Source organism: Pseudomonas beijingensis, from assembly GCF_030687295.1.
Taxonomy (GTDB): domain Bacteria; phylum Pseudomonadota; class Gammaproteobacteria; order Pseudomonadales; family Pseudomonadaceae; genus Aquipseudomonas; species Aquipseudomonas beijingensis.
Genome location: NZ_CP117425.1, coordinates 4,204,250 through 4,217,403, shown reverse-complemented (window position 1 = coordinate 4,217,403; position 13,154 = coordinate 4,204,250). Strand labels below are relative to the sequence as shown.

The 13,154-nt window shown below is 61.2% G+C and carries 10 protein-coding genes; 8 read left to right on the top strand and 2 right to left on the bottom strand.

Annotated features, from left to right (window positions below; translation table 11 throughout):
- Positions 1-31: 31 nt before the first annotated feature.
- From PSH84_RS18980 to PSH84_RS18945, 8 genes are all read left to right on the top strand, one after another.
- Positions 32-1,306, top strand: a complete 1,275-nt coding sequence (locus PSH84_RS18980; RefSeq protein ID WP_305481554.1) for an NAD(P)/FAD-dependent oxidoreductase — start codon at positions 32-34, stop codon at positions 1,304-1,306.
- An 81-nt stretch (positions 1,307-1,387) separates the two neighbouring features.
- Entirely contained in the window at positions 1,388-3,034 is a 1,647-nt protein-coding gene (locus PSH84_RS18975; RefSeq protein WP_122564793.1) for an ABC transporter substrate-binding protein, read from the top strand.
- A 40-nt stretch (positions 3,035-3,074) separates the two neighbouring features.
- The gene (locus tag PSH84_RS18970; RefSeq protein WP_122564852.1) at positions 3,075-4,031 is read left to right on the top strand and encodes an ABC transporter permease; all 957 of its coding nucleotides are present in this window, start codon (positions 3,075-3,077) and stop codon (positions 4,029-4,031) included.
- On the top strand, positions 4,028-4,903 hold the full coding sequence (locus PSH84_RS18965) for an ABC transporter permease (protein WP_122564792.1): 876 nt from the start codon (positions 4,028-4,030) through the stop codon (positions 4,901-4,903). Before PSH84_RS18970 ends, PSH84_RS18965 begins: the two co-directional genes overlap by 4 nt.
- A gap of 1 nt (position 4,904) precedes the next feature.
- A complete protein-coding gene (locus PSH84_RS18960) occupies positions 4,905-6,746 on the top strand; it encodes an ABC transporter ATP-binding protein (protein WP_305481553.1) in 1,842 nt (613 codons plus the stop codon).
- A gap of 70 nt (positions 6,747-6,816) precedes the next feature.
- Positions 6,817-7,974 carry an acetylornithine deacetylase gene (gene argE, locus PSH84_RS18955; RefSeq protein ID WP_122564790.1) on the top strand — a complete coding sequence of 386 codons (1,158 nt, stop codon included), beginning with the start codon at positions 6,817-6,819 and terminating at the stop codon, positions 7,972-7,974.
- 217 nt (positions 7,975-8,191) lie between these two features.
- Entirely contained in the window at positions 8,192-9,649 is a 1,458-nt protein-coding gene (locus PSH84_RS18950) for an NAD-dependent succinate-semialdehyde dehydrogenase (protein ID WP_305481552.1), read from the top strand.
- A gap of 34 nt (positions 9,650-9,683) precedes the next feature.
- Positions 9,684-10,763, top strand: coding sequence for a tartrate dehydrogenase (locus tag PSH84_RS18945; protein WP_305471101.1), 1,080 nt, complete (start codon positions 9,684-9,686; stop codon positions 10,761-10,763).
- 766 nt (positions 10,764-11,529) lie between these two features.
- On the opposite strand, the gene PSH84_RS18940 is transcribed toward PSH84_RS18945, so the two are convergent.
- Together PSH84_RS18940 and PSH84_RS18935 are read right to left on the bottom strand one after the other, a co-directional pair.
- Positions 11,530-12,237: a cupin domain-containing protein gene (locus PSH84_RS18940; RefSeq protein ID WP_305481551.1), complete on the bottom strand. Its 708-nt coding sequence runs from the start codon at positions 12,235-12,237 to the stop codon at positions 11,530-11,532.
- A gap of 49 nt (positions 12,238-12,286) precedes the next feature.
- Positions 12,287-13,144 (bottom strand): GNAT family N-acetyltransferase, encoded by an 858-nt coding sequence (locus tag PSH84_RS18935; RefSeq protein ID WP_305471099.1) that lies wholly within the window; start codon positions 13,142-13,144, stop codon positions 12,287-12,289.
- Between the last annotated feature and the right edge of the window lie 10 nt (positions 13,145-13,154).

Genomic DNA, 13,154 nt, shown 5'->3' with positions numbered 1-13,154 from the left:
TGGGCACTCTTCAAGGCATAAGGGGTTAGACATGGGCAGTGAGTCTTATTGGCTCGATACCGCACCGGCATTTGCCGGTGCCCAGCTCGGTGCGTTGCCCGGGCAGGTCGATGTGGCCATCGTCGGTGGTGGTTTCACTGGCCTGGCTGCGGCCCGGGCCCTGGCCTTGAAGGGGGCCAGTGTGGCGGTGCTGGAAGGCGGGCGGGTCATTGGCGAGGCGTCAGGACGCAATGGCGGCCAGTGCAATACCGGCGTCGCCCAGGACTACGCGGCACTGAGTGCCAGCCTCGGCGCCGATAAAGCGCGCGCCTATTACCAGGCCTATGAAAGCGCTGTGCAGAGCGTCGTCTCGCTGGTGGAGCAAGAGCAGATCGCCTGCAACTTCACGCGCAACGGCAAGCTCAAGCTGGCGGCCAAGCCCATGCATTACGAAGGCTTGGCGCGCACCTGCGAATTGATTCGGCGGGAGGTCGATGCCGAGGTCGAGTTGCTGTCTGCCCAGGAGACCCGCGCTGAAGTCAACTCGGACCAATTCCACGGTGGCTTGTTGCAACGCAACGGCGTGCAGATGCACGTCGGGCGCTTCGGGGTCGGGTTGGCCGAGGCCGCCGCCCGTCACGGCGCGCTGATTTTCCAGGGTGTGTCCGTAACGGACTGGAAAGCCAGTGCCGACGGCTATCGGGTCAATACCACCAAGGGTTCGCTACAGGCCACGCAGATCCTGCTGGCCACCGGCACCTCTCAGCAGGGTGGCTTGGGCTGGTATCGGCGGCGGATCGTGCCGGTGGGCAGTTTTGTGATCGCCACCGAGGTGTTGCCGCAGGCGCTGATCGACAGTCTGCTGCCGGCACACCGCTCCTATGTCACCAGCCGCATGATCGGTAACTATTTCCGCCTGACCCCGGACAACCGCCTGCTGTTTGGCGGGCGTGCGCGGTTTGCCATGTCTGACAGCGTGTCCGACGCCAAGAGCGGCAAAGTCTTGCACGCGGCGATGGTGCGGATGTTCCCGCAACTGGCCCAGGTGAAGGTCGATTATTGCTGGGGTGGATTGGTGGACATGACCTCCGACCGGTTGCCCCGGGCCGGCCAGCACGGAGGGGTTTATCACTCCATGGGCTACAGCGGCCACGGCGTGCAGATGTCGGTGCACATGGGGCAAGTCATGGCCGACGTCATGGCCGGCAAGGTCGAGGCCAACCCTTGGCGCGAACTCGATTGGCCAGCCATCCCCGGACATTTTGGCAAGCCCTGGTTCCTGCCTCTGGTGGGTGCGTATTACCGCCTTCAAGACTATTTGCACTGAGTTGCGAGGACGCTTCACGTTCAACACATTGCGTTAATTGCGAGCAATCGAGCCTTATCACTTGCGAAAGGTAGAACTGACATGACTGACAAAAAAAACAGTATCGACACCCAGCTGATAACAGGTACGGAAAGTCTGCGCATCTTTGAAGGGCTCAATCGCGGCATGTCACGCCGCAATGCATTGCAAATGCTGGGATTGGCCGGTGTGGCCGTGGCGGGCGCGGGTAGCCTGTTCGGCGCCGCCGGCAAGCTGTTCGCCGATGAAGAGGCCGCCACCCCTGGCAAAGGCAAGCCTGGTGGTCGCATTCGCGTCGCAGGCTCGACCAGCTCCACCGCTGACACCCTGGACCCGGCCAAGGGTTCATCGTCCACCGACTATGTGCGCCATTACATGTTCTATAACGGGCTGACGCGTTTCGACAGCCATATGGTGCCGCAACTGGAGCTGGCCGAGCGCATCGAAACCACTGACGCCACGCTTTGGGTGATCAGCCTGCGCAAGGAAGTGACCTTCCACAATGGCAAGGCACTGACCGCCGCCGACGTGGTGTTTTCGCTGCTGCGGCACAAGGACCCGATCACCGGTTCCAAGGTCCTGCCGCTGGCGTCGCAGTTCGCCGACGTCAAAGCCGTCGGCACCCACGAAGTGCAGATACAGTTGAGCGGCCCCAACGCCGAACTGCCATCGATCCTGGCCGTTTCGCACATGTTGATCGTGCCCGAGGGCACCAGCGATTTCAGCCAGGGCATCGGTACCGGTCCGTTCAAGGTCAAGGAGTTCAAGCCCGGGGTGCGCTCCATTGGTGTGCGCAATACCAACTACTGGAAACCCGGCTTGCCGTACCTGGACGAGATCGAATTCATCGGCATTGCCGACGAGTCGTCACGGATCAACGCGCTGCTGTCGGGGGACGTGCACATCGTCAACGAGGTCAACCCACGCTCGACGACCCGCATCAAGGCCAGCGCCAAGCACCAGGTCATTGACTCACCGTCGGGCAACTACACCGACCTGATCATCCGTCAGGACCAGATGCCAGGTAAAAGCCCGGAATTCACCCAGGCCATGAAGTTGCTGCTGGACCGGGAGCAGATCAAGTCGGCGATTTTCCGGGGCTACGCCAGGGTCGGCAACGATCATCCGATCGCCCCCGGTGCCCGCTTCTACAACGCCGAATTGCCACAACGGGCTTACGATCCGGAACAAGCCAAGTTCCTGCTCAAGAAGGCTGGCATGGAAAACATCACCATGCCGTTGATGTGCTCGCCAGCGGCGACCGGCTCGGTGGACGTCGCGGTGTTGCTGCAGCAATCTGCCAAGGAGGCGGGGCTCAAACTCAACGTCAACCGCCTGCCGAGCGATGGCTACTGGTCCAACCACTGGGCCAAGCACCCGCTGAGTTTTGGCAACATCAACCCGCGCCCGAATGCCGACATGCTGTTCTCGCAGTTTTTCCAGTCGACCGCACCATGGAATGAATCCGGTTGGAAAAACGAACAGTTCGACCAGTTGTTGATACAGGCTCGGGGCGAAACCGACGAGGCCAAGCGCGGCAAGATGTACGCCGACATGCAAGTGCTGGTGCATGAGCACAGCGGTATCGGCGTACCGGTGTTTATCAGCAACATCGACGGCGCCGATCAGCGCGTCAAAGGCTATGGCGCCAACCCTCTGGGCGGTTTCATGGGCTACATGTTTGCCGAGCAAGTCTGGCTGGACGCCTGATGAGCGTCGGGTCTGGGCCATATTGCATGAGGGTCGGATGATGAATAGCAACACACTCTGGTTGATCGGCCGCCGCCTCGGGGCGGCGGCCGTGACCTTGTTGATTGTCTCCATGGTGGTGTTCGCCATCACGGCGGTGCTGCCGGGGGACGCGGCGCAACAGGCGCTGGGGCAGTTCGCCACGCCGGAACAAGTGGCGGCCCTGCGGATGAAAATGGGCTTGGACCAGCCCGGTGTGTTGCGTTACCTGCACTGGCTGACAAGCCTGCTCAGCGGTGACATGGGCATGTCGATGTCCAACGCCATGCCGGTCATCGATCTGATGGCCGGCCGGGTCCCCAACACCTTGATGCTGGCGGCTGCCACGGCGTTGGTGTCGGTGCCTGTGGCGTTGACCCTGGGTATCGGTTCAGCGATGGGCCGAGGCGGGCGCATCGACAGCTTCCTGAGTTTTTTCACCTTGACCATGGTGGCGGTGCCGGAATTCCTGGTCGCCACCTTGGCGGTGTTGATATTCGCGGTGAACCTGGGCTGGTTGTCGGCACTGTCCTACGCCAGTGACATCACCTCACCCTGGCAATTCATGCGCACCTACGCGTTGCCGGTGATGACGTTGTGCTGTGTGATTGTTGCGCAAATGTCGCGCATGACCCGGGCGGCGGTGATCGATCAGCTCGACAGCCCTTACGTGGAAATGGCCCGGCTCAAGGGTGTGAGCAATATCCGGATCGTGCTTCGGCATGCCTTGCCCAATGCCATTGGCCCCATCGCCAATGCCATCGCCCTGAGCCTGTCCTACCTGTTGGGCGGGGTGGTGATTGTGGAAACGATCTTCAACTACCCCGGCATCGCCAGCCTGATGGTCGATGCCGTGACCAACCGCGACATGGCCCTGGTTCAAGCCTGCACCATGTTGTTTTGTACGGCGTACCTGGGGTTGGTGTTGATTGCCGACCTGTGCGCGATTCTTTCCAACCCGAGGCTGAGAAACCAATGAACAACCTCATTGTGAAGTCCCCGACGGCGGCCGTTGCGCTGGGGCTGGGCAAAGACGCCCACGCCAAGTCCTGGCTTGGCCTGGTTGGCGCCGCGATGTGTGTGCTCTGGTTGCTGGTGGCCATCTTCGGCCCGTGGCTGGCGCCGCATCCAGTGGGGGAGGTGGTCTCTGACAACGTCTTCGACAGCCTCAGCGCGACGTACCCGTTCGGCACCGATTACCTGGGCCGCGACATGCTTAGCCGGATCCTTGTCGGCGCACGCTTCACCGTCGGCCTGGCGTTGGTGGCCGCGGTGCTGTCCAGCACCCTGGGAACCAGTCTGGCACTGTTGTCGGTGGTGTCGCCAAAGTGGCTGGATGAGCTGATCAGTCGCCTGATGGATGCGTTCATTTCGATCCCCAGCAAGATGCTGGCGTTGATCATGGTTTCGGCCTTCGGCTCCTCGGTCACCTTGCTGATCTGCACGGCGGTGTTGAGCTACACCCCCGGAGCTTTCCGCATCGCCCGCAGCATGGCGGTGAACATCGAAGCGCTGGAGTACGTGCAAGTGGCCCGCACTCGTGGCGAGCGCCGGCTGTACATCGCTTGCGTGGAAATCCTGCCGAACATACTCAACCCGGTGCTGGCGGACTTGGGACTGCGCTTTGGTTTCATCGTGCTGCTGCTCAGTGGCATGAGTTTCCTGGGACTGGGCGTGCAACCACCGGATGCCGACCTGGGCTCACTGGTGCGCGAGAACATCGGTGGCCTCAATCAGGGCGCGCCGGCCATTGTGATTCCGGCCTTGGCCATCGGCACCCTGACCATCGGCGTGAATCTGTTCATCGACCGGTTGTCGTCGCGACGTAGCCGACGTTCGGGAGGCCATTGAAATGAGCGAATTGATTCGAGTACAGGACCTGCGAGTGGTCGCCTGTGGCGAGCGCGGTGAAGTGGACATCGTCAAGGGCGTCAGCTTCTCCCTGCAAAAGGGCGAAGTGTTGGCGTTGATCGGCGAGTCAGGTTCCGGCAAGACCACCATTGCCCTGGCACTGCTCGGTTATGCCCGACGCGGTTGTCGGCTGGCGGGCGGCGTCGTGCAAATCGGCGAGCATGACATGCTGGCGCTGAGCGAAAGCCAATTGCAGAAGTTGCGCGGCAATCGGGTGTCCTATATTGCCCAAAGCGCCGCAGCGGCGTTCAACCCGGCGAAAAAACTGATCGATCAAGTAGTGGAGGGCGCGCTGATTCATGATCTGGGCAGCCGGGCCGTGCTTGAGGCCAAGGCCATCGAGCTGTTCCGCGACCTGGCCTTGCCTGACCCTGAGCGCATTGGCCAACGCTACCCTCATCAGGTGTCTGGCGGGCAACTGCAACGGGTGATGGCGGCCATGGCGCTGATCAGCGATCCGTTGCTGGTGGTGCTCGACGAGCCGACCACGGCCTTGGATGTGACCACCCAGATCGATGTGCTGCGGGCCTTCAAACGGGTGGTCCGTGAGCGTGGGGCCACGGCCGTATATGTGTCCCACGACCTGGCGGTGGTGGCGCAGATGGCTGACCAGATCGTGGTGCTCAATGGCGGCGAAATCTTCGAACACAGCGCCACGGCACCGTTGCTCAAGGGCCCAGCCCACGAATACACCCGCAGCTTGTTGGCGGCGGCGCGGCCGGACACGACGATCCGTCCGCCGAGCGACATCGCCCAAGACACGCCATTGCTGACCATCCAGGGGCTGACCGCTGGCTACGGCAATAAAGATGCCCAGGGCATGCCCGCCATTCGCGTGCTGGAAGACATTGACCTGACGGTTCGCAGGGGCCAGGCCATCGGCGTCATCGGTGAATCGGGCTCTGGCAAATCGACCCTGGCACGGGTGGTGGCCGGATTGTTGGTGCCGGCCCTGGGCGGGTTGACGTTCGATGGCCACCCCCTGGGCGGCAGCCTGTCGTCGCGCACGAACGAGCAGTTCCGACGCATTCAAATGGTCTTCCAGAATGCCGACACCGCCCTCAACCCGATGCACAGCGTCAGCACGATCCTCAGCCGTCCACTGAAGATGTATTTCGGCCTCAAGGGCGCGGCTTTGCGCGAGCGTATCGGCGAATTGCTCGACCTCGTTCGCTTGCCCCGCACAATGGCGGACCGACGTCCGAACGAGCTGTCCGGCGGGCAGAAGCAACGGGTCAACCTGGCCCGAGCCCTGGCAGCCAAGCCGGACCTGATTCTCTGCGACGAGGTGACTTCGGCGCTGGATACCGTGGTCGGTGCGGCGATTCTCGAACTGCTGCGCGATCTACGCCAGCAACTGGGGGTGTCCTATCTGTTCATCAGCCACGACATCTCCACCGTGCGGGCCTTGTGCGACGACATCGTGGTGATGTACAGCGGCCACAAGATCCAGGCCGGTAGCCGCCAATCCTATGCCGAGGCGCCGTTCCATCCGTATACCGACTTGTTGATCCATTCCGTACCGGAACTGCGCCAGGGCTGGCTGGAAACCTGCGGGGCAACGACCTGCCAGACGCTGCCGTCCATCGGCCCGAAAGCCAACGTACCCGGGCTGTGCACCTTCCTCAGTCGCTGCCCGGTGCGGGTCGACGGCCTGTGCAACTGTGTCGCACCGGAGCGTCGGATGATTGTCGGCGGCAGTGAAATCCTTTGCCACCACGACAGTGCCGAATTGATGAAGACCCAGCAGTCCACTAACGTGACCGTGGCGGCGTATGCATGAACAGGCGTTTTGTCAGGCTGGTCGACATCAAGCGTTTTTCCTCTTCAGTCGAGCAACGGAGCAAGGCCTCATGAAACCCCGTGTATTGGAGATTCTCAAACGGTTGATGGCTTTCGACACTGTCTCTTCAGAGTCGAACATGGCCTTGATCGAGTACGTGCGCGATCTGTTGCTGACCAAGGGCATCGAGTCACTGATCGTCAAAGACGAAAGCGGCAAGAAAGCCAATCTGTTTGCCAGCACCGGGCCACGGGACGTGCCGGGAATCTTGCTGTCGGGGCATACCGACGTGGTGCCGGCGGCGGGGCAGGCCTGGACCTTTCCGGCGTTTGAGGCGACGGTGCAGGACGGGCGGATCTATGGCCGCGGCAGTTGCGACATGAAGGGCTTTATCGCCCTGGCGATCGACGCCATGCTCGATGCCACCGAGCAGCCATTGCGCCGGCCATTGCAATTGGCACTGTCCCATGACGAAGAGATCGGTTGCGTGGGCGTGCGTCGTTTGCTCGATGTGCTGCACCTGGCACCGGTTCGCCCGTTTCTGTGCGTCATCGGCGAGCCGACCAATATGCAGTTCGTGCTCGGGCACAAGGGCAAGGGTTCTTACCGTACGTACTGTCGCGGGTTGGAAGCGCATTCCTCCCTGGCGCCGCGCTCGGTCAATGCGATTCATGTGGCTTGCGATTTCATCGCCGCGCTGCGCCTGAGCCAGCAGCAGTTGCAAGAGCAGGGCGCACGGGATAGCGATTACGACGTGCCCTACAGCACCGTGCATGTTGGCCAGATTGTCGGCGGCAAGGCGCTGAACATCGTGCCTAACTTGTGCACCCTGGACTTCGAAGTGCGTAACTTGCCGGCGGACGACCTGGACGGGTTCCTGGAGCAGATGCGCGAGCGGGCGGAACTGATCGTGCGCGAAGCCAAGAAGCTCTCCAGCGTGGCCGCTATCGAGATCGAGACTCTGAATGTCTACCCGGGCCTCGATACCCACCCGAGCGTCGAAGCGGTGCGGTTCCTGAAAAATTTTGCCGCCCCGGACACCGGCACAGCCAAAGTCTCGTTCGGCACCGAAGGCGGGTTGTTCAAACAACGCCTGGATGTGCCGGTGGTGGTCTGCGGCCCAGGCTCGATAGAACAGGCGCACAAGCCTGACGAGTTCATCGAGATCAGTCAGATGGTCGCTGGCGAGCGCTTCTTGCAAGGCTTGCTGGGCTCGATGCACAGCTAGTGTTCCGTTTACCTGATAGATCATTGCGTCACCACGCCTGCAATCCCATGCGCTTCATCGTCTGATCGAAGCTCACGGCGATCATTCCTCACCCACAGTAGAGCATGCCGTCGAAGGCTGATTTTCAGCATTCACGGCTGTAGGGCCGGCGTTTTCAGCATCCTCGTCCAGGGCGAAACAATAGACTGAAGGCTGTCTCAAAACAGGACTCGACGTCATGCTCAAGAATCGCCTGAAAGATCCCAGCCTGCTGGTAGAACTCGCTTACATCGACGGTCAATGGGTCGGCGCCGACAATGCCGCCACCTTGGACATCACCAACCCGGCCACTGGCGAGGTACTCGCCCGGGTGCCGGCGATACAAGGCAATGAAACCCGGCGCGCCGTCGAAGCCGCCGACCGTGCCTGGCCGGCCTGGCGTGCACGTCCGGCGGCGGAGCGGGCGGCGTTGCTGGATCGCTGGTATCAGGCGATGATCGACAACCTCGACGACCTGGCGTTGATCTTGACCTGTGAACAGGGCAAGCCGCTGGCGGAAGCCCAGGGCGAAATTCGCTACGGTGCCAGCTTCGTCAAATGGTTTGCCGAAGAGGCCCGACGGGTCTACGGCGAAACCATCCAGGCCCCCAGCGGTGATCGCCGCTTGCTGACCCTCAAGCAACCGGTCGGTGTTTGCGCCGCGATCACGCCGTGGAACTTCCCCAACGCGATGATCACCCGCAAGTGCGCGCCAGCCCTGGCCGCCGGTTGTACGATCGTGGTCAAACCGTCGGACCTGACCCCGCTGTCGGCCCTGGCCCTGGCTGTGCTGGCCGAACGGGTCGGCATTCCGGCCGGGGTGTTCAACGTCGTCACCGGCATGCCTGCAGGCATTGGGGAAGAACTGACCGGCAACCCGACAGTGCGCAAACTGTCCTTCACCGGGTCCACTGCGGTCGGTCGTCTGCTGATGCGCCAGAGCGCCGAACACATCAAGCGCTTGAGCCTGGAGCTGGGTGGTAACGCCCCGTTCATCGTGTTCGACGACGCGGACCTGGAGCAGGCCGTGACCGGCATCATGCTCAGCAAATTCCGCAACGCCGGGCAGACCTGCGTCTGCGCCAACCGGATTCTGGTGCAGGACGGGATCTACGAGCGCTTCGCCGAACGCCTGGTGGAGGAGGTGGGCAAACTCAAGGTCGGCGATGGTCTGGACGACGGCGTAAACATAGGCCCGCTGATCAATGCGGCGGCGGTCAATAAAGTCGCTCGACATATCGACGAGGCGTTGAGCCAGGGCGCTCGTCTACTCTGTGGTGAGATCCCCAAAGGCGACAGCCAGTTTGTCCAGCCGACAGTGCTGGGTGATACCCATGCCGGGATGCTGCTGGCCAACGAAGAAACCTTCGGTCCGGTCGCGCCACTGATGCGCTTTAGCACTGAAGAAGAGGCGCTGGCCTGGGCCAACGCAACGCCTTATGGCTTGGCCGCTTATTTCTTCACCCAGGATCTGCGCCGCTCATGGCGGTTCGGTGAGGCGCTGGAGTTCGGCATGGTCGGTCTCAATACCGGGCTCATTTCCATGGACGTCGCGCCCTTTGGCGGTATCAAGCAATCGGGCCTGGGGCGTGAAGGCAGTAAATATGGCCTGGACGAATTCCTTGAAGTCAAAGCCTTCCACATGGGTGGGCTGTGATCCGGTCAGCGTTTGAAGAGAGGAGGCACGGTTGATGAGCAAACCATTCAGAATCGCCGCGATTGCCGGCGACGGTATCGGTAAGGAAGTCTTGCCGGAAGGTCTGCGGGTATTGGAGCAGGCCGCGAAGAAATGGCAATTGGATTTGAGCATCGAAGTGCTCGACTGGGCTCACTGCGATTACTACCTGGAACACGGGCAGATGATGCCTGACGACTGGTTCGCGCAGCTCAAGGACTTCGATGCGATTTATTTTGGTGCCGTGGGCTGGCCGGACAAGGTGCCGGATCACATTTCCCTGTGGGGTTCGCTACTGAAGTTTCGTCGGGACTTCGACCAATACGTGAACATCCGACCGGTGCGGCTGTTTCCCGGCGTGCCATGCCCGCTGGCCGGGCGCGAGCCCGGAGACATCGATTTCGTGGTGATCCGCGAAAACACCGAGGGCGAGTATTCCTCGATCGGCGGCAAGATGTTCGAAGGCACCGAGCATGAGTTCGTGCTGCAGGAATCGGTGTTCACGCGCCGCGGCGTGGACCGCATTCTCAAGTTCGCTTTCGACTTGGCCCAAACCCGGCCGCGTAAACGCCTGACGGCAGCGACCAAGTCCAACGGCATCTCCATCAGCATGCCGTACTGGGATGAACGCACGGCGCTCATGGCGCAGCAGTACCCCGAAGTCACCTGGGACAAGCAACACATCGACATCCTGTGCGCGCGTTTCGTGCTTCAGCCCGATCGTTTCGATGTGGTCGTGGCGTCGAATCTGTTCGGCGACATCCTGTCCGACCTGGGGCCTGCCTGCGCCGGTACCATTGGCATCGCGCCTTCGGCCAATCTCGATCCGGAGCGACGTTTTCCCTCGTTGTTTGAGCCGGTTCATGGCTCGGCGCCGGATATCTATGGGCGCAATATTGCCAATCCGATTGCGATGATCTGGTCTGGCGCTTTGATGTTGGACTTCTTGGGTAATGGCGATGAGCGTTATCGTGCGGCTCATGATGGGATTCTCAGGGCTATCGAGCGGGTGATTGCCGAGGGGCCGATTACGCCTGATCTGGGGGGGCAGGGGTCGACTCAGGATGTGGGGCAGGCTATTGCGATGGCGCTTTGATTGGAGTGGGCACTCTGTGAGTTTTTTAACGGTGTGTATATCCGTTGCTGCGGTAACGGCGGCTTAGGGTTCCGCCCTTACGGCGGGTCACTTTTGAAGAGCCCGGAAGCCGGCCCAGTCAAAAGTAACCAAAACGCTTTTGCCCCACCACTCGGCACCTCGCTTAGGCTCGGTGTGCCCGAGATCAACGTCCAACGCGAGGCGGCCTGATAGCCGACCTGGCTGTTGGTGGGACCGCGTTTCCCCTGTGGGAGCGAGCTTGCTCGCGATGAGGACAGCACATCCTGCATCTTCATCGGCTATGACACCGCTATCGCGAGCAAGCTCGCTCCCACATCCAATCTCCAGTGAACACAAATTCATGTCCAACACAAAATCACTGTGGGAGCGAGCTTGCTCGCGATGAGGCCAGCACATCCAACTTCTTCATTGACTGAGCCACCGCTATCGCGAGCAAGCTTTGCTCCCACAGATCTGATGGGTGTAAGACCGGGAGAACCAGGTCGGCTACCAGGCCGCCTCGGGGAGGACGTTGATCTCGGCGCCCCGTTAACCACGCTGGCCGAACGCAGGCATTGCGCAGTGGGCACCTCGGCATGGATGCCGAGCCTAAGCGAGGCACCAAGTGCTGGGGCAGAGGCGTTTTGGTTACTTTTGACTGGGCCGGCTTCCGGGCTCTTCAAAAGTGACCCGCTGTAAGAGCGGAACCGTCAGCAGCCGTTACCCAAATAACGGATATTCACACCCAAAAAAGCCCCGCCAGACATCACTTACAAACATAGACCTTACGCACATAGACACTGCTCTTCCAAGCGCAAGGAGCCCCCTTAGGCACAAACACCGTATCGCCAGTACTCACCGCCAGACCCGTACCATCCGCAAGCTGAAGAACGATGCTGCCCTCAAGCAAGTGCATCAGTTCATGCATCGTGTGTGGCCGCGCCTTACGGATATAAGGTGTCGAATCCCAGATACCAATACGCAGGTTGGTCGCATCCTCGACGAACAGGTTGTTCGAACGACATTGCGGTGTCGGGCTCAGCAAAAATTCCTCACTCGGTGGCGTCGAAGGGGAGAGCAGAGTGTGCGCAGGGAGAGCGGTCAGCCCGATATGGCCGACTTCAACAGGCTGGGTATCGGCACAGAATGCCCAGAGCGAGCCAGGTTGTGCCTCGATCCGAACCGAGGTGCCACGGGCAATCACGGCGCTGTCACCCGGGTTGAGTTCGAGCACGTGATCCTGGCTCTGCAAGGTGACGTGTCCGGCGTGGACGACAATCGTTTCGCTGTAGGGGTATGCATCGACGCTGAATTGCCCGCTCGCATGGACGATGCCGGCAGCAATGTCATCGGTCCCGACATAAGCAATCTGCCGGTCGAACGGATCGTTGGCTCCTAATGAGCCGCTGGTAAACGCTGTGGACGCGGGAGTGCCGTTGGCATGGGCCAACAGCACGGCAGTGAGTTCTAGCATGAGGGTGTTTCTCCAGGAGAGTGTTTGGTATAGCGGTGATGAAGGGGCGTCAGCCGATGGCCTGGGTTACCAGCGCAAACTGGTGTACGCCGCCGCTGGCCTGGGGTGGGGTCCCACGAACCATTTGTGCGACGGTGTCGACCTGCTTCAGTCCGGCTTCTTCCAGCCAAGGACCCAGGCCGCTGTCGGACGGTATGTCCATACGCACAAAAGCATCCGACACTTGAGTCAACAGCACCGCGATCAAGTGCTTGGCCTGCTCTGGGTTTTCTGCGACGACCGGACCGATGGAACGACCACGACCGAAGGGACGCAGAAGGGCGAACGCACGCAGTTGACCATCGCGCTCGATCCCCACGACGTCTTCGACACTCTCGAACAGATCGTTGAGCACGGCATGCCTGTCCAGGCCGCTGCCGGCGTTGGCGAGCTCGATCACGTCGTTCCGATCTGCTTCGGTCAGGCGGCGCAGGCGCTCATCGGATGGCAGGTCCGTGGGGGCCGGGGGCAATACGGTTCCTTGATGTTGTTGGATATGCCCAAAGTCAACGAATCCCTGGCTGACATAAAGCGGCGCGCCGGCCAGCGTCGCATTGAGCATGGCTGTCTGCGAGCCGCACGCTTGGATTGCCAGCTCCATCAATTTGCGGCCGATGCCCTGACCCTGGTACTCATCGCTGACGATCACCAGGCCGATCGTGGCGTAATCACCCTGCGGGCAGGTGAACGCCGTACCGATCAGGCGACCTTCGTCCTCCGCGACAAACCCCTGCGAGACACGCTGCAGCATGGCCCAGTCTTCCAGGCGGTGGGGCCACTTCAACTGCACGGACAAGGCATGGGCCGCTGCCACATCGGCAGACGTCATGGGGCGAAAGGTATAGACGGGGCGTTGCGTGTTGGACATGACAGATCTC